This window comes from Sphaerisporangium album, assembly GCF_003323745.1.
In the GTDB taxonomy this organism is placed as follows: domain Bacteria; phylum Actinomycetota; class Actinomycetes; order Streptosporangiales; family Streptosporangiaceae; genus Sphaerisporangium; species Sphaerisporangium album.
The window spans coordinates 308,265-326,194 of the sequence record NZ_QOIL01000005.1 but is presented as its reverse complement, the minus strand read 5'-3'; the positions used below and the strand labels follow the sequence as shown (position 1 = coordinate 326,194).

Below are 17,930 nucleotides of genomic sequence, written 5' to 3'. Positions count from 1 at the left end.
GCGCCCGACGCGGTCTGATCGGCGTGTCGGCACCGGGCTCCTGGAGGCGTCGTGTTCCTGCTGCGTGAACTCAGGGGTCCGGCCGCAGCCCTGGCCTCTCTGCTGCCCGAACCGGTCCGGGGGCTGCTGCCCGGCACCCTGCGGGTCCACGACTGCGCGGGCGGCCTGCGCGTCGAGCTGCGCCACGTGGGCGGCCCGGGAGGCGCCGCCACGGCCCGCGCCCTCGAAGAGCGGCTGTGCGAGATCGGCGGGGCCGAGCGCGCGGAGGTCAACGGGGCGCTGGGCTTCGTCTTCGTCGCGTGCGACCCGCGGAACGTCGACGCCGGGAAGCTCCTGGCGATCGTCGACGAGCTGGACGTCCCGGAGCAGGACGGCGGCGCGGGGCGTACGGCCCGTCACGCGGCCGACCAGCAGGCCCGCGCGCTCGTCGAGCTCGGCGCGGGCATCGTCGGCGTGGGGATGACCGTCGTCGGCCGGGTGACGCGCGTGGCCAAGGTCCCCGCCACCCTCCCCGCCCTCCTCCAGCTCGCCGAGGCCACCCCGCGCGTCCGGCACGAGCTGGAGCGCCGCGTCGGGCGTCCCACCGCGAACCTGATGTTCGCCACCACCCGCTTCACGGCCCAGACGCTCGCGCTGCGGCCGTTCGGCCTGGTCATCGACTCCCTGGCCGCCGCCGGACGCCTCGCCGAGGCGCGCGCGGGCCTGCGGGCGTGGACGGCCATGGAGGACAGGTTCGCCGCCAGGAAGGGCTCGTACCGCCACATCAGGACCGCCGCCCCCGCGCGCCCGGCCCCCCTGCCGTCCGGGCCGATCGAGCGGTACGCCGACTCGCTCAGCGTCGGCGCGCTGGCGTCCTACGGCATCACCGCCGTCCTCGGCGCCGACCGGGAACGCGCGCTCGCGATGCTGGTATCGGCGACGCCCCGGGCCGCCAGGCTCGGCCGGGAGGCGTTCGTCAGCACCGTGGGCCGCGCCGCCGCGACGCGCGACGCCCTGGTGCTGGACCGCGACGCGCTGCGCGGCATGGACCGCGTCGACACGGTGGTCTTCGACGCCGACGTGCTGACGGCCGGCACCTGGACCGTCCACGAGGTCATCACCCTGGACTCCGGCGTGGACGTGGACGAGCTGCACGCCCGCATCTACGCCATGCTCGAAGGCGCGGACGCGACCGTGCGGCACGAACGGGACGGCTGGGCCGCCGAGCCGCTCTCCGCGGTCCCGGAGGGCGCGCCGCACTGGAGCGACAAGGGCGTCCGGCCCGTGGCCATCATCTTCGATGGCCGGAACATGGCCTATGTCGGGGTCGTCCCCGAGGTGCGTCCGTACGCCGAGGCACTGGTCGGCGCGGCGCGCGGCACGTGCAGGGTGGTACTGGCGGGCGGCGACCCGAGCCTCCCCTGGCGGCTCGGCCTGGAGTCGTTCGCCGAGGGCGGCGACCGGCTCGCCTCCTCGGTGCGCGCCCTGCAGAGGGACGGGCACGGCGTCGCGGTCGTGGCCCGCCGCTCGCGTCGCGGGCTGCGCGAGGCCGACCTCGGCATCGGCGTGCTGACCGAGTCCGGGCGGCCGCCGTGGGACGCGCACGTGGTGGGCGGGCCCGACGTCGCCTACCTGCTGCTGCGGGCACTCGCCCCCGCCAGGACCGCGAGCCGCCGCGGCATGAAGGTCTCCGCCGCCGGGGCCGCGCTCGGCGCCGGGCTCACCCTGCTCGGACCGGCCGCCGGCTCGGTGCGCCGGGTGCAGCTCGCCGGCGACTGCGCGTCTCTGGTCGCGCTGGGGACGGGCGCGTGGTCGGCCCGCGACCTCGGGGGCGTCGGGCTGCCCCAGCACCCCGACCGCACCCCCTGGCACGCCCTGCCCACCGCCGACGTGCTGGAACGCCTGTCCTCCACCACCCACGGGCTCACCGAGGAGGAGGCCACCCGGCGCAGGAACGGCTCCCGGCCCCCGCGGAAGGCCGGGCCCCCGTCCCTGCTCCGCGCGACCGCCGAGGAGCTCGCCAACCCGCTCACCCCCGTGCTGGCCGCCGCGGCCGGGGTGTCGGCGTCGGTGGGATCCGCCCTGGACGCCGTGCTCATCACCGGCGTGCTGGCCGTCAACGGGCTCATCGGCGGCGCGCAGCGCAACAACGCCGACCGCGCGCTGCACCGCCTGACCGGCGCCACCGCGATCCCCGTGCGCGTGCGCCGCCCGTCCGGGACGGTGGCCGCCACGGCCGACGACCTGGTGCCCGGCGACGTCATCGAACTGCGCTCGGGGGACGCCGTCCCCGCCGACTGCCGGGTGCTCAAGGCACGCGGCCTGGAGGTCGACGAGGCGCCGCTCACCGGCGAGTCGCAGCTCGTGGCCAAGTCCGTCCTGCCCACCGCGGCCCTGGCTGTGGCCGACCGCTGCTCGATGGTCTACCAGGGGACGACCGTGGCGGCGGGGTACTGCCTGGCCGTGGTCGTCGCGACCGGGACGGCGACCGAGGCGCGGCGCGCCACCGACTTCGAGGCCGCCCAGCCGCCGCCGACCGGCGTCGAACTGCGGCTGCGCGCGCTGAGCAGGCAGATCATGCCGGTGGCCATCGGGTCCGGCGTGCTGCTGATGGCCACCAACCTGCTGCGCCGCTCCCCTCTCGCCGGAGCGCTCGCCCCGGCGGTCAACCTCGCCGTCGCCGCCGTCCCCGAAGGGCTGCCGTTCATCGCCACCGTGGCCGAGCTCGCCGCCGCCAAACGGCTGTCGGCGCACGAGACGCTCGTCCGCAACCCCTCCACCATCGAGGCGCTCGGACGGGTCGACGTGCTGTGCTTCGACAAGACGGGCACCCTCACGCAGGGGCACATCAGCCTGCGCAGCATCTCCGACGGCCGCGTGGAGCTGCCCGCCGAGAACCTGCCCGCCGAGTTCCGGCGCATCCTGGCGGCGGCGCTGCGCGCGGGGCCGAAGCTCGACGGCGAGCGCGTCGTCCCGCACCTCACCGACCGGGCGGTCGTCAACGGGGCCGAGAAGCTCGGGGTCGGCCCGACCGAGGGGCTCCCCGGCTGGCACCGGATCGCCGAGCTGCCGTTCGAGTCCGCCCGGGGCTACCACGCCGTGCTGGGGACGGCGGAGCCCGGCGATCCGCCTGCGGCCCGTACGCGGCGGTCCTCGCGTCCGCGGCAGCCGCACGTGCTCAGCGTGAAGGGCGCGCCCGAGGTCGTGGTCACGCGCTGCACGACCATGCTCAGCGACGGCCAGGTGGCGCCCCTGGACGACGAGGCCGCCACGTCCCTGGCCAAGGAGGTCGACCGGCTCGCCCAGCAGGGCTACCGCGTGCTCGCCGTCGCCGAGCGGCCCGCGTCCAGCCGTCGCGACCTGGACGAGTCGCGCATCGACGGGCTGTGCTTCCTCGGCTTCCTCGGGCTCGCCGACCCGGTGCGGCCCACCGCGGCGCGCAGCGTCGAACGGCTCGCCCGCGCGGGCGTCCGCGTCGTCATGATCACCGGAGACCACCCGAGCACGGCCGAGGCCATCGCCGCCGAGCTGGACCTCCAGGGCGGCCTGCGCGTGATGACCGGACCCCAGCTCGACCGGGTGGACGACGCCGCGCTGGCCGCGCTGCTGCCGGAGGTCTCGGTCTTCGCCCGGGTCACCCCCGCGCACAAGGCGCGCATCGTCGCGGGCCTCCAGCGGGCGGGCAAGGTCGTCGCCGTGACGGGGGACGGCGCCAACGACGCTCCGGCCATCCGGCTCGCCGACGTCGGCGTCGCCCTGGGGTCCCGCGCCACCCCGGCCGCGCGCGCCTCGGCGGACGTCGTCGTCACCGACGACCGCATCGAGACGATCGTGGAGGCGATCGTCGAGGGGCGGGCGATGTGGAGCTCGGTCCGCGACGCGCTCGGCATCCTGCTCGGCGGCAACCTCGGCGAGATCGTCTTCACCGTCGGGTCCAACCTGGTCGCCGGCCGCAACACCCTGAACGCCCGCCAGTTGCTGCTCGTCAACCTGCTGACCGACATGCTGCCCGCGCTCGCCGTCGCCGTACGCCCGCCGAGCGCGACGAGCCCCGAGACGCTTTTGTCCGAGGGGCCGGAGGCGTCCCTCGGAGACGCGCTCAACCGGGACATCTACGCGCGGGCGGCGACCACCGCGGCGGCGGCCTCGGCGGCGTGGATCTTCGCCCGCTCCACGGGCACGGCGGCGCGCGCCGACACGGTCGGGCTGATCGGCCTGGTGTCCGCCCAGCTCGCGCAGACGCTGGCCGCCGGGGGCAAGGACCGCACGGTGATGCTGGCGGCGTCGGTGTCGCTGGCGTCCCTGTTCGTGGTGGTCTCCGTGCCGGGCCTCAGCCACATGTTCGGCTGCCGTCCGGTGGGGCCTGTGGGCTGGGGAATCGGGCTTGCCAGCGGGGCGGCGGCGGGCGTGGCGACGCGCCTGCTGGGCTCGCCCGGGGCCGCCTGACCCGGCGTCACCAGACGTTCACCAAACAGTCACCTCAAACGGGACAAATCACTGCATACATCCCGCATCATGTATGAAGCAGTCCAAAATCCCTGTGAGGTTCCCGTGTACAACTTCCTTGCCACCATCCTCGCCAAGGCGGCCGTACTGCTGGTAGAGGCCCTGGTAGTCCGCCTCGTCCAAACCTGGATCGACAAAGCCACCACCTCCCCCCAAGCCGCCTGACCCACCCAGGCCGACGGCCCACACCCTGGCCGAAAGCCACCCCCGTGCTCTCGGCCAACCACCCACACCCCCCCATGGCCCACACCCTGGCCGAGAGCCACACCCGTGCTCTCGGCCAATGCCCCACACCCCGCCCCATGGCCCAGACCGTGGCCGACAGCCACATCCGTGTCCTCGGCCAACGGCCCACACCGCCACCTCGGCCGATAGCCCACCCCCTCGCCCTCGGCCGCTACCCCCTCACCCGCTCCGGCCCCAATCAGGCGCCGCAACCCCGAGAAAGGACACCGGCGGAGCCCCCCCACGCCTTCAACTCGCCACCCCCGCCCGCCCCGCACCAGCCTTAACCAGGCGCCGCGGCGGCGAGAAGGCACGACGGCGAAACCGGCGCCCACTACGGCGACCGCCCGGGCGTACGTTCGGGACGCCGCACTGATCCGGCGCGCGCCCAAAGATCAACAGCCAGGGGCACAGCGGGTCAGATGTTCCGCCGGCCCCCGAACGGTCCATGATGGAAGGCATCCGTCATGGAGGTCCTCGGTTGGCGAAGCGCCCATACGTCCTGCTGTCCGTCGCGATGTCGATCGACGGCTACATCGACGACGCCTCGGACACGCCGCTCGCGCTGTCCAACGAGGCCGACTTCGACCGCGTCGACGAGGTCCGGGCCGGCTGTGACGCCATCCTCGTGGGCGCCGGGACGATCCGGGCGGACGACCCCCGGCTGCTCGTACGCTCCCCGTCCCGGCGGGCGGACCGCGTCCTCCGAGGGCTCACCGAGACACCCCTCAAGGTCACCATCACCCGCGACGCCGACCTGGACCCGGGCCGCCGCTTCTTCTCCCTCGGCGACGTCGAGAAGATCGTGTACGCCACCAGCCCCTGCGCCGACAAGGCCCGCGACCGCCTGTCCGGCGTCGCCACCATCGTCGACGCCGGCGACCCCCTGGACCTCCCCGCCGTGCTCTCCGATCTCTCGGCCCGTGGCGTGACCCGCCTCATGGTCGAAGGCGGCCAGGCCGTCCACACCCTCTTCCTCACCTCGGGCCTGGTCGACGAACTTCACCTCGTCATCGCCCCCTTCTTCGTCGGCGACTCCCGGGCCGCCCGCTTCATCACCGACGGCGCGTTCCCACACAACCCGGCCAACCCCCTGCGCCTCGCAGAAACCCGCCCCATCGGCGACGTCGTCCTCCTCCGCTACCTCCCCACCGCGCCCTCGATACCGTCGGAGCCACCTCACCTCCCGGACGAGCCCCGATGACGAACGAACCGGTCCCCGCGAAGCACCCCAAGCCCGACACCGAGCCCGACACCGAGCCCGACACCGAGGCCGACACCGAGGCCGACCTCCGGTGGCTGAACGAGTGCATAGAACTCTCCCGCCGCTGCCCGAGATCGTTCACCGCGTACGCCGTAGGCTCGCTCATCGTGAGCGCGGACGGCGACGTCCTCGCCACCGGCTACTCGCGGGAGACCACCCCCCACGACCACGCCGAGGAAGCCGCCCTGGCCAAGCTCTCCCCCGGCGACCCCCGCCTCGCCACGGCCACGATCTACACCTCCCTGGAGCCCTGCACCACCCGCGCGTCCCGCCCCCGAACCTGCACCACCCTGATCCTCGCCGCGGGCATCCCCCGCGTCGTCTTCGCCTGGCAGGAACCCACCCTCTTCGCCGACTGCACCGGCACCGAAACCCTCGAAGCGGCAGGCGTCCGGGTCACCCGGTTCCCCGAGCTGACAGCGGCCGCCCGCGAGGTGAACGCCCACCTCTTCAAGAAGTGACCTGGCCTGCGGCGCCAGACGGTCCTCACGCCCGGCCTTGGCGGCTGTTTCAGGTGGGGGATCGGACGGTCGTGGCGGCCGGGCGGCGCTGACCAGCCCTTCCTTGGCATCGGTGTCATGCCGTTAAGCTGCATAGAGCCATTCGCGGCCTGACAGATCATCGCAAGGGAGTAGTGCCAGGATGTACAAAGAGTTCGCGATCGAGGCCGTCATGTGGCTGATCCCCATCGTCGTGTTGATCGGCATCGCCCTCATGGTCACCGCCGGCTGACCGCCCCCGCGATCCCGAGACCTTCTGAGGACGGCGCGCCGCCATGGAGCGGGCGCCGTCTTCCATGCCAGGGCCTCGCTCACGGTCCCCGGCGAGCGCTGCCCGATCATCTGAAGCCTGAGAACGATCCGTCCGGAGAACCGGTGTGGCCGGGCGCTCGACGTGAGAGCGCCCGGCCACACGGCCCACCCGGGCAGGTCCTGCCCAGCCGACTTAGCCGGCCGATCCGCCGTGCGCGTGCACGTGGGCGGGAGGCGCGGCGGTGCGCGCCGCGGTGGCCGGCCTGGTGTCGGGGCCGGGCAGGTCGGAGCTGAACGCGTACACCAGCGCGGCGGTGGCGATGGCGCCGGTGTTCAGCGCCAGGGCCTTGCTGTTGACGTTGGCGATGGTGTCGCAGGACTGGTGGTAGCAGGAGTCGTACGCGACCCCGGCGGTGCCGCCGAACAGCGCCTGCTCGGCCGGCGTCTTGATGCCCTCGGCTCCGGTGAACAGGCCTCCGGCGGGGATGCCGGCGTCGATGAACGGGCCGTAGTCGGAGCGGCCGTCGAAGTCGGTGCCCACGTGGCCCTGGCGCAGGGTGTCGAAGTACTTCTCGAAGAGTTTCTCGATCTCGTCGGATCCGGCCGGGCCCGCGGGCGAGCCGGTGGCGTCGGAGTCGTCGCCGTCGTAGATCTTCAGCGCATAGTTCGGCGAGGCGACCATGTCGAAGTTGAGGTAGAGCTTCGTCTTGGCCTTGTCCGCGGCGGACAGGTTGGCGACGTAGTACTCCGACCCGAGCAGGCCGAGCTCCTCGGCGCTCCAGAACGAGAACCGCAGCTTGTTCTTGGTCGGCAGGAAGCCGATCTTGGAGGCGATCTCCAGGATCGCCGCGCTGCCCGACCCGTTGTCGTTGATGCCGGGCCCGGCCAGGACGCTGTCCAGGTGCGCCCCGAGCTGGACCACCTTGTTCGGGTCGCCCCACCGTGAGTCGGCGATCACGTTCTGCGTGGTGCGCCGCTCGCTGATCGTGTCCGTCTTGAGCCGGACGACGGACGAGGCGGGCGCGGCCAGTTCCTCACCGACGGCGAAGCTCGCGCTCACCACCGGGATCGTGACGCTGGAGTCGCCCAGCGTGCCCTGGTTGGTCTCGGTCCGCCCCGGCTGTCCCTCGTTGAAGATGATGACGCCCCTGGCGCCCGCGGCCTGGGCGTTCGCCGCCTTCACCTGGAAGGTGCAGGTGCCGCGCTGGAGCAGGGCGATGTTGCCCGGGGTGAACCCGGCGAAGTCGCCCGCCTCGCATCCGGACGTGGAGCTGGGCGTCGGCGCGGGCGGGAGCACCAGGTCGACCTTCTGCAGGGGTGCGGTGACGTCTCCGGAACCCGAGTAGGTCATGGTGGCGAAGTCGCCGAGGGAGCCGTTGTCGGGCGGGGTCGGGGTGTAGACCTTCGGATCCGGGGAGATCCGCTGGAGTGTGGCGGTCGACTTCTCCTCGAAGAAGTCGAAGGGGAACGACTGCAGTGTCACCTTGTAGCCGGCCTTCTTGAGCTGCGCCGCCACGTAATCGCGGGACGCGACGTGACCGGGCGTCCCGGCGGCGCGGGTGCCGCCGTTGGCGTTGGCGATCTCTTGCAGTTTCCGCATGTGCTTCTCGACCCCGGGCGCGGAGATCGTACGGGCTAATCCGGCGATGTCGGGATCTGATCCGGCGTCGGCCGGACCGGCCCACACCAGGGGGAGCACGAGGGCCGTGGTCGCGGTGGCGACGCCGAGCCCTCTGCGGAGGGTGTTTCGCATCAAGCTTCTCCTAGAAACCAGCGATATGAGGTACCCCGAGGGATTACTCCCTGGAAGGTAATCCGTGATCAACGATCCGGGAAGTGTCACGGCCTCGTCCGGCCATCCACGCGCGGGCCCGGCCCGGCCGGTGCGGGAGAGCCCGTGCCTGAGAACCCGTGCCTGAGCCGGTACCGGAGAGCCCGTGCCTGAGCCGGTTCCGGAGGGCCGGTGCCTGAGAAGCGCCTGAGTCGCTCGGGATTTTCCGTCGGGGGCCCCGGCTAGGGTTGGAACGACGGTGCGGGCACGGCGCGTGACGGGCGCGCCGCCGGTCATCCGGGCGTACGCGGGCGCGTACGCGGGGGAGGTCTGATGAACCGCTTGAAGGACGCGACGAGCCCCTACCTGCTCCAGCACGCCGGCAACCCGGTCGACTGGTTCCCGTGGGGCGAGGAGGCCTTCGCCGAGGCGCGGCGCCGGGACGTGCCGCTGCTGGTCTCGGTCGGCTACTCCGCGTGCCACTGGTGCCATGTCATGGCCCACGAGTCTTTCGAGGACGCCGCGACGGCGCGCCTGATGAACGAGCTGTTCGTCAACGTCAAGATCGACCGCGAGGAACGTCCCGATGTGGACGCGGTCTACATGAGCGCCACCACGGCCATGACCGGCCAAGGCGGCTGGCCGATGACGGTGTTCGCGACCCCGGCGGGCCACCCGTTCTACGCGGGCACCTACTTCCCCCGGCAGCAGTTCCAGCGGCTGCTGACGGGCGTGTCCCAGGCGTGGGCCCGCGAGCGTGACGCCGTGCTGGCGCAGGGGGCCCAGGTCGTCGAGGCGCTCGCCCAGGTCTCCGCGCTGCCCCCGGGCCCCGCGCCCACGCGGCGCGTCACCGAGGAGGCCGTGCGCGACCTGGCCCGCGGCTTCGACGCCGCGCGCGGCGGGTTCGGGGCGGCGCCCAAGTTCCCGCCGTCCATGGTGCTGGAGTTCCTGCTTCGCCACGGCACTCCCGAGGCCGTGGACATGGCGGGCCGGACGCTGGAGGCGATGGCCAGGGGCGGCATCTACGACCAGCTCGGCGGTGGTTTCGCCCGTTACAGCGTGGACGCCGCGTGGGTCGTCCCCCACTTCGAGAAGATGCTGTACGACAACGCGCTGCTGCTGCGGGTCTACGCGCACTGGTGGCGGGCCGGCGGGTCTCCCCTGGCGCGGCGCGTGGCGCTGGAGACGGCCGAGTGGCTTCTGCGCGAGATGCGCACCCCCGAGGGCGGCTTCGCCTCCGCGCTCGACGCCGACAGCGAGGGCGAGGAGGGCCGGTTCTACGTCTGGACGCCCGCCCAGCTCGCCGAGGTCCTCGGCGAGGAGCGCGGGGCGTGGGCGGCGTCGATGTTCGGCGTGACCGCCGAGGGCACCTTCGAGCACGGCACGTCGGTGCTGCGACTGCCGGCCGACCCCGGCGACCGCGCGGCGTTCGACGACGTGCGCGCCGAGCTGCTGACCGCCCGCGCCGCCCGCGTCCGTCCCGGCAGGGACGACAAGGTGGTGGCGGCCTGGAACGGGCTCGCCGTCGCCGCACTGGCCGAGGCGGGGGCGCTGTTCGGCCGTCCCGACCTGGTGGGCGCGGCCCGTGAGGCCGCCGAGCTGCTCGACCGCGTGCACATCGACGGGGCGCGCCTGGCGCGCACCTCGCGGGACGGCCGCGTGGGCCCCAACGCCGGGGTTCTGGAGGACTACGCCGACGTCGCCGAGGGGTTCCTCACGTTGTACGGCGTCACGGGCGAGGCGCGCTGGTTCGAGCGGGCCGGCGCCCTGCTGGACACCGTGCTGGAGCGGTTCCCCGACGGCTCGGGAGGCTTCTTCGACACCGCGGACGACGGCGAGCGGCTGTTCCAGCGTCCCGCGGACCCGACCGACAACGCCACCCCGTCCGGGCAGTTCGCGGCGGCGGGGGCGCTGTTGTCGTACGCCGCGCTGACCGGCTCGGCGCGGCACCGCGAGGCCGCGGAGGCCGCCATCGGCGCGGTGTCGGTGCTGGCAGAGCGGCACGCCCGGTTCGCCGGGTGGGGCCTGGCGGTGGCCGAGGCCGTGCTGTCGGGGCCGCCGGAGGTCGCGATCAGCGGTCCCGTGGACGATCCCCGGACGGCCGCGCTGCAGCGGGCCGCGCTCATGGCGGGCGTCCCGGGCACTGTGGTCGCCCTCGGCGACGGCGACGTGCCCCTGATGCGCGGGCGCGGCCTGGTCGGCGGCGAACCCGCGGCCTACGTCTGCCGCGCCTTCACCTGCCGCCTCCCCGTGACGACCCCGTCCGACCTGACCCGCGAGCTCCGCGCCTCGGCGGCCCCCTAGCCGGGTGGGGGCGGGGTTTCCACCGGGGGCGGCTGGTCCGGGGGCGGGATCTGCCCGTCCGGGTCGTCGGGGCCGGGGCCGGGGGCGGTGGGGCCGCCGCCGTGGTCGTCGGGGGGCGAGGACGGGCCCGGGTCGGTCGTCGGGGAGTCGTCGGGGGCCGTGGTGGGCCGGCCGTCGCGCGGCGCCTTGTCGGGGCGGCGGTTCTTGAACCCGGCGTCGCCGTTGTTGCTCCCCCAGCCGTTGCCGTTGTCGGCCCAGCCGCCGTACCAGTCGTTGTACTGCTGCTCGTAGGACGACGCCGGGAAGTCCTTCACCGGCTTGCCTACCATGGCCTCGGACATGAAGGCCCGCCAGACCTGCGTCGGCAGCGACCCCCCGAACAACGCGCCGTACCCGGGAACGCTGACGGTCTTGTTGTCGTCGCGGAACATGTTCACCGCGGTGGCGAGCTGCGGGGTGTACCCGACGAACCAGACCGAGCTGGAGGAATCGCTGGTGCCGGTCTTGCCCGCGACGGGACGGTCGTACAGCCGCGCGGCGGTGCCCGTGCCGCCCTCGACCACCTGCCGCAGGGCGTACGTCGCGTCGGCGGCGGTGCTCTCGCTGTAGGCGCGCTCGCCCTTGGCGGTGAACTTGCTGGTGTGCCCCTGGGCGTCGGTCACCGAGCGGATGACGTGCGCGTCGCGGTGCAGCCCACCGGCCGCGAACGTGCCGAACCCGGACGCCTGCTGGACGGCGCTGACCGACGCCGTGCCGAGCGGGAAGGTGGGGTAGTCCTTCTGCTTGGCGATCTGCGCCGCCGGGATGCCCGCCGCCTCGGCGGCCTGGGCGACCTTCTTCAGCCCGACCTTCTGGGCGAGGTCGACGAAGGCGGTGTTCACCGAGTCGCGGGTGGCCTCGACGAGGTCGATGGCCGAGCCGTAGGACGCGCCGCCCGAGTTCGGGATCGGGTCCCTGGCGGAGGCGACGCGGATCGGCGAGTTGCCCTCGACCAGGGTGTTGAGGTCGAAGCCGTTCTCCAGCGCCGCGGCGAGCGTGTACGGCTTGAAGGTGGACCCGGCCTGGACCTTCGCCGAGAACGCGTTGTCGTACTGGTTGGACGGGTCCCTGCCGCCGTAGAAGGCGACGACCTCGCCCGTGTTCGGGTCGACGGCGGCGAGGCCGGTGCGCACCTTGCCGGAGGTGCCGTCGGGCAGGGTGTCGGTGACGGCCCGCGCGGCGATCCCCATGAGCCTCTTGTCGAACGTCGTGGTGATCTTCAGGCCGCCCTGCTGGATGTCCTCGTCGGAGTAGCCCCGGCGGTTCAGCTCGGCCTGCACCTGGGCGAGGATGTAGCCCTTCTGCCCGGTGACCGACAGCAGGTTCCTCTGCTTGGCGAGCGTGGGGAAGGCCATGTCGGCGGCCTGCGCGGGGGTGATCGCCCGGGTCCGCACCATCGCGTCCACGACGGTCCGCCAGCGCGCCCTGACCGCGTCCAGGTCGGCGCCCTTGGGGTTGGCGAACCGCGACGGCTGCTGGATCACGGCGGCGAGGTAGGCGCCCTGGGACGGGGTCAGCTTGTCGACGTCCCTGCCGAAGTACGCCTGCGCGGCCGCCTGGATGCCGTAGGCGCCGCGGCCGAAATAGATCGTGTTGAGGTACTGCTCCAGGACCCAGGACTTGGACTTGGACTGGTCGACCTTCAGGGAGATCATGATCTCTTTGAGCTTGCGGACCGCCGACCGCTCCTGGCCCAGCCCGCTGTAGTAGTTGCGGACGAGCTGCTGGGTGATCGTCGAGCCGCCCTGGACCTGACCGCCGGTGAACGTCGACCACATGGCCCGCGCCGTCCCTTGGAGGGAGACGCCCCGGTCCTGGTAAAAAGTCCGGTTCTCAATGGATATGACCGCGTCACGCACCGCGACGGGCACCTTGTCGAGCGGAACGTTCTTGCGGTTGACGCCCTCCCGGGCCAGCACCGTCTTACCGTCGCGGTAGTAGTACAGCGACCCCTGAGCGGTGGCCAGCTTCTGGGTCGTGTCCGGAATCGGCGTGAGGAACCACGCGAGCGCGAGCAGCCCGACGACTCCGAGGATGGCCACGCCACCCACAACGAGAAATCGGTGGAGAAGACGGCGCCTCGGCCGGCGCTTCTTCTCTGCGTCCCGCACGGCGTTCCCCCCGATCTGCGGCTCAGCTACCCCCGTGAGCTGGGCGGATCGTCCACGATAAACCATAAACACCGATGTCCGGCGCGTCGAGTGACCGGTCGATCTCTGTATGAACAGGCTCGCAGATTTCCAGGTGGATGCATGGGAGACGCTCCTGGTTACCCGGCATCGGTACGGGCGGCGCATGCTGATTGCCACGACTTCGTCCGAAACGTCGGGCCTCGGAAACCTGTGGCGGACGCCGGCGCCCCCGGACTACGGAGCGTTGTGGCGGGGCGTGTCGGCCACCAGCGGCAGCACGCGGTAGGCGACCGGGGTGTCGAGCGCGATGACCGAGGACGTGCGCATCACGCCCTCGACGTCCACGATCCGGTCGATGACGCGTTGCAGGTCGGCGTTGCTGCGCGCGACCACCCGGCACAGCATGTCGTCCCCGCCGGTGATCGTGTGGACCTCCAGGACCTCGGGGATCGCGGCGAGCAGCCCGGTCACGGGGTCGTGCCCGGCGATCTGCCGGATCTGCAGCGTGACGAACGCGGTCACGTGGTACCCCAGAGCGGCCGGGTCGATGTCCGGCCCGAACCCGGTGATCACGCCGTTCTCGACCAGGCGGTCGAGCCGCGCCTGGACGGTCCCCCGCGCCACGCCGAGCCTGCGCGACGCCTCCAGGATTCCGACGCGCGGCTCGGCGGCGAGCAGCGAGATCAGGCGCACGTCCAGCCCGTCGATCGTCATGCTGTACAGGATTACCGGCCCGGACCTCGTATGGCTAGGCAACCTGTCCACCGAATTCAGTAACACTTGCACACAATGGCCACAACATCTGAGAGTTGGCCTCATGAGCGATGCATTTCCCGTACATGGCATGGATGCAGTGGTCTTCGCGGTGGGCAACGCCAAACAGGCGGCCCACTACTACTCCACGTCCTTCGGCATGCGGCTGGTGGCCTACAAGGGCCAGGAGACGGGGAGCCGCGACGAGGCGGCCTACGTGCTGACCTCGGGCAGCGCCCGTTTCGTCCTGCGCGGCTCCCTGCGACCGGACACCGAGATCGCCTCCCACGTGGCGCGGCACGGCGACGGCGTCGTCGACCTCGCCCTGGACGTCCCCGACGTCGAGGCCGCCTACGCGCACGCGGTGAAGGCGGGCGCGCGGGGTCTGGCCGAGCCCCACGTCCTCGAGGACGAGTACGGCAAGGTCGTGACGGCGGCCATCGCCACCTACGGAGAGACCCGCCACACGCTGGTCGACCGCGCGAACTACAGCGGCCCGTACCTGCCCGGCTACGTGGCCGCCGAGCCCATCGTCGCGCCGCCGGACAAGCGGCTCTTCCAGGCGATCGACCACTGCGTGGGCAACGTCGAGCTCGGCAAGATGGACGAGTGGGTGAACTTCTACAGGAACGTCATGGGGTTCACCAACATGGCCGAGTTCGTCGGCGACGACATCGCGACCGAGTACTCGGCACTGATGTCCAAGGTGGTCGCCAACGGCACCCGCAAGGTGAAGTTCCCGCTCAACGAGCCGGCGATCAGCCGCAAGAAGTCCCAGATCGACGAGTACCTGGAGTTCTACGGCGGCCCGGGCGTCCAGCACATCGCCCTCGCCACCAACGACATCATCCGGACGGTCGAGCGCATGCGGGCGGCCGGCGTCGAGTTCCTGGACACGCCGGACTCCTACTACGACGACCCCGAGCTGCGCGCCCGCATCGGCGAGGTCCGGGCCCCGGTCGAGGAGCTCAAGCGGCACCGCATCCTGGTGGACCGCGACGAGGACGGCTACCTGCTGCAGATCTTCACCAAGCCGGTGCAGGACCGCCCGACGGTGTTCTTCGAGCTCATCGAGCGACACGGCTCCCTCGGCTTCGGCAAGGGCAACTTCAAGGCGTTGTTCGAGGCGATCGAGCGGGAGCAGGAGCGCCGCGGCAACCTGTGACCATCCGGCTGGCACGCCCGCCGCGGCGACGCCTGACCGCTGGAGACCGCGCCGCAACCTGTGATCGTTCTTTGCGCGACCCCGGCTTTGCGGTGAGCGCCGCCTGGTGATCAACCGCTCATGGGATCACCCGGGACCGGGCCGCCGTACGGAGGGCCACCACCTGGCGAGTCCCCGTACGGCGGCCACACCCCGCCGTACGGCTACGGTGCCGACGACCCACCGTACGGACGCCGGGCGGCGCCGCTCGGCGGCCGGGTGAGGCGCCTGGTCGCGGGCGTGATCGACCTGGTCATCGTGGGGGTGCTCACCTCGCCGTTCTCGGTCACGGCGCTGGAACGCGGACCCGGCGGGGACCTGACCGCCGTCCACACGGGCAACGGGTTCCTGCTGGGGCTGGTCTGGTTCCTCTACTACTGGCTGCTGACCGCCTTCTGGCGCGGCCAGACGGTCGGCAAGAAGCTGATGCGGCTGCGGGTCGTGCAGGACCCGACCCAGGAGCCGGTGACGGCCGGGCAGGCGGCTGTCCGAGAGGCCCTGTACGGCATCTTCAGCGTGGTGTGTTGCCTCGGTCTGCTGGACGTTTTGTGGATTCTCTTCGACGGAAAGAAGCAGGCTTTGCATGACAAAGCCGCCTCTACCATCGTCGTAGATGCCTGATGACCTGCGCTTTCTCGCGTAGGCTGCGGGACATGCAGCTCTTGCGGCCCAAGCGGCTGACGACGGCCGTCCTGTCGGCCACCCTCCTCGGAACCGGTGCCTGCGCCCCCTCGAACGGCGCGACGATGCCCCCTTCGGCGGCCTCCGCGCCCAACGGCACCCAAGTGTCCGGCGCCGACGGCTCGATCGGCGCGGCGGGCATCGGCGACCCGGACTTCCCGACGGACGGCAACGGCGGCTATGACGTCGCCCACTACGGGCTCAAACTGGCCTACGACCCGCCGACCAAGAACCTTTCCGGCGTGACGAGCGTCTCGGCGAAGGCCGTCCAGAACCTCTCGCGGTTCAACCTCGACCTGCACGGCTTCACCGTCCGCAGGGTGACCGTCGACGGCAGGCCCGCGACCTTCGCCCGTGAGGGAGACGAGCTGACCGTGAGCCCGGCCACGACGATCGCCAAGGGGTCGTCGTTCGAGGTCGCCGTCGACTACGCCGGCAAGCCGGACCCTGTGCGCAACTCATCCAACCTCGGCACGTACGGGTTCATCCCCACCAAGGACGGCGCGTTCGTCACCAGCGAGCCCAACGGCGCCAAGACCTGGTTCCCGTCCAACGACCACCCCGCCGACAAGGCGACCTTCGACTTCGACATCACCGTCCCGGCCGGCACGACCGTCATCGCCAACGGCGAGCTGCGCGGCAAGCCCGTGAACGGCGGGACCACCACCACGTTCTCCTGGCGCGAGTCCCACCCGATGGCCACCTACCTCGCGACGATCACGCTCGGGAGGTTCGACGTGAAGACGGGCAGGTCGCCGGGCGGCATCCCGGTGTACGCGGCGACCGACCCGGCGTTCCGGCGGCAGCTCGACTTCCTCTACACGACCTCCGCCAAGGTCACCGACTACTGGTCGAAGGTCTTCGGGCCTTACCCCTTCTCTTCCACCGGCGGCGTGATCGACGACTTCTCCTCCGGCTACGCCCTGGAGAACCAGACCAAGCCGATGTACGGCGGCTTCGACCCCGACCAGAGCATCATCGCCCACGAGCTGGCCCACCAGTGGTTCGGCGACAGCGTCAGCATCACCCGCTGGAAGGACCTCTGGCTGAACGAGGGCTTCGCGACGTACGCCGAATGGCTGTGGTCCGAGCACATCGGCGGCCTGAGCGCCGCCAAGACCTTCGAGGACTACTACGCCGCCAAGCAGGCCCCGATGTGGCGGTACCCCCCGGGCATCGCCCAGAGGCAGGACCTGTTCAACAACTCGGTCTACATCCGCGGCGCGATGACCTTGCAGGTTCTGCGCGAGCGTATCGGCGACCAGAAGTTCTTCGACCTGCTTCGCACCTGGACGTCCAAGCACAAGTACGGCAACGCCACGACCGACGAGTTCATCAAGCTCGCCGAGTCGATGTCGGGCCGCAACCTGACCGACCTCTTCAACGCCTGGCTCTTCAAACCCGAACGCCCCACCCTGCGGTGACAGACGGCGCCGATGCGCGCTGCCTGGCCGCGGCTCTCCCCGGCGGAGGGATGACCTCAGTTGACGGGCCGCGGCAGCGGGTAGACCGCTGACGGGGGAGAAGACGAACGCCCCCCGCCGGTGCGGGGTGGCACCGGCCGGGGGCGTGTTGGTCGAGTCGCTCTGTGGAGGAAGTGTCCCTCAGGGAGCGGGCGTCCGCTGGACGCCCGCTCAGGTCCGAGTCAGCAGTGCTTGTTCAGCGACATGTGCTTGATCAGGGGGTACAGGGCGGGGTCGAACCGGCCCTCGGCGAACCACCGGTACCTCCGGTTGGCGACGGGCAGGCCCTTGACGAACTTGGTGCTGGTGCTGCCGTACACCCGGATGTCGGCGAGCACGGCGAAGTTCGCGTCCTTGAGGTGCGCCCACATCAGCCAGGCGTCGTCGCCGTCGGAGCTGCTGACCGTGGCGTCGAGCTGCGCCGTGCCGTTCGGATAGATGGTCCAACTCGCGCCGGGGTAGAGGTAGCAGTCGCCCGCCGACATCCAACTGTTCCAGGTGTACTTCTTGTAGGCGGTCGCGTTGGCCGTCCCGGTGGCCGGGAGGGCCAGGCCGAGGGTGAGGGCACCCAGGGTCGCGGCCACACCTATGATCCTGCGGATCCTTTTCATGACGCTTTCCTTCCTTCGAAGCTGCCGCTCGGTGATCGGGTGGGACTTGGTGGCGAGACATCTCCGGGCCTGACGCGTCGGTGATGCGTGAGGCCCTGGAAAGCACCGCCGGCCGCCTGGAGGTGCCGGCCACCAGGGAGAGGAGCGCTTGCCTCCATCACGTTCGCGGCTTGAGCACATGTCCGGCGATAAAGGCGGACGGATCGGATCAGAGACCCTTGAATCCGCAAGTAGCGTCCTATACTT

Annotated in this window: 11 protein-coding genes; 7 read left to right on the top strand and 4 right to left on the bottom strand. The window is 71.7% G+C overall.

Features of this window, described 5'->3' with window-relative positions:
• Window positions 1-51: 51 nt before the first annotated feature.
• From DQ384_RS11425 to DQ384_RS11415, 3 genes are all read left to right on the top strand, one after another.
• On the top strand, window positions 52-4,425 hold the full coding sequence (locus DQ384_RS11425) for a cation-translocating P-type ATPase (protein WP_114028698.1): 4,374 nt from the start codon (window positions 52-54) through the stop codon (window positions 4,423-4,425).
• 766 nt (window positions 4,426-5,191) lie between these two features.
• Window positions 5,192-5,914 carry a RibD family protein gene (locus DQ384_RS11420; RefSeq protein ID WP_114028697.1) on the top strand — a complete coding sequence of 241 codons (723 nt, stop codon included), beginning with the start codon at window positions 5,192-5,194 and terminating at the stop codon, window positions 5,912-5,914.
• Window positions 5,911-6,435, top strand: a complete 525-nt coding sequence (locus DQ384_RS11415) for a cytidine/deoxycytidylate deaminase family protein (RefSeq protein ID WP_114028696.1) — start codon at window positions 5,911-5,913, stop codon at window positions 6,433-6,435. The genes DQ384_RS11420 and DQ384_RS11415 overlap by 4 nt, the downstream gene beginning before the upstream one ends.
• A 484-nt stretch (window positions 6,436-6,919) precedes the next feature.
• Here the strand turns inward: DQ384_RS11415 and DQ384_RS11410 are convergent, their stop codons facing one another.
• The gene (locus DQ384_RS11410) at window positions 6,920-8,479 is read right to left on the bottom strand and encodes a M28 family metallopeptidase (protein WP_114028695.1); all 1,560 of its coding nucleotides are present in this window, start codon (window positions 8,477-8,479) and stop codon (window positions 6,920-6,922) included.
• A gap of 351 nt (window positions 8,480-8,830) precedes the next feature.
• Between DQ384_RS11410 and DQ384_RS11405 the strand changes: the two genes are divergently transcribed.
• Complete coding sequence (locus DQ384_RS11405; RefSeq protein ID WP_181871155.1) at window positions 8,831-10,801, top strand: thioredoxin domain-containing protein; 1,971 nt, start codon at window positions 8,831-8,833, stop codon at window positions 10,799-10,801.
• Here the strand turns inward: DQ384_RS11405 and DQ384_RS11400 are convergent.
• Together DQ384_RS11400 and DQ384_RS11395 are read right to left on the bottom strand one after the other, a co-directional pair.
• Window positions 10,798-12,882 (bottom strand): transglycosylase domain-containing protein, encoded by a 2,085-nt coding sequence (locus DQ384_RS11400; RefSeq protein ID WP_245966383.1) that lies wholly within the window; start codon window positions 12,880-12,882, stop codon window positions 10,798-10,800. The two genes, DQ384_RS11405 and DQ384_RS11400, sit on opposite strands and share 4 nt — an antisense overlap.
• Before the next feature lie 324 nt (window positions 12,883-13,206).
• Window positions 13,207-13,686, bottom strand: coding sequence for an Lrp/AsnC family transcriptional regulator (locus tag DQ384_RS11395; RefSeq protein ID WP_114028692.1), 480 nt, complete (start codon window positions 13,684-13,686; stop codon window positions 13,207-13,209).
• A gap of 130 nt (window positions 13,687-13,816) precedes the next feature.
• Here DQ384_RS11395 and hppD point away from each other — a divergent pair, with 130 nt between their 5' ends.
• From hppD to DQ384_RS11380, 3 genes are all read left to right on the top strand, one after another.
• Window positions 13,817-14,890, top strand: coding sequence for a 4-hydroxyphenylpyruvate dioxygenase (gene hppD, locus DQ384_RS11390; RefSeq protein WP_245966382.1), 1,074 nt, complete (start codon window positions 13,817-13,819; stop codon window positions 14,888-14,890).
• 120 nt (window positions 14,891-15,010) lie between these two features.
• On the top strand, window positions 15,011-15,550 hold the full coding sequence (locus DQ384_RS11385) for an RDD family protein (RefSeq protein WP_114028690.1): 540 nt from the start codon (window positions 15,011-15,013) through the stop codon (window positions 15,548-15,550).
• A gap of 32 nt (window positions 15,551-15,582) precedes the next feature.
• Window positions 15,583-17,034, top strand: coding sequence for a M1 family metallopeptidase (locus tag DQ384_RS11380; protein ID WP_114028843.1), 1,452 nt, complete (start codon window positions 15,583-15,585; stop codon window positions 17,032-17,034).
• A 221-nt stretch (window positions 17,035-17,255) separates the two neighbouring features.
• Here the strand turns inward: DQ384_RS11380 and DQ384_RS11375 are convergent, their stop codons facing one another.
• Entirely contained in the window at window positions 17,256-17,657 is a 402-nt protein-coding gene (locus DQ384_RS11375; RefSeq protein ID WP_114028689.1) for a DUF6294 family protein, read from the bottom strand.
• Between the last annotated feature and the right edge of the window lie 273 nt (window positions 17,658-17,930).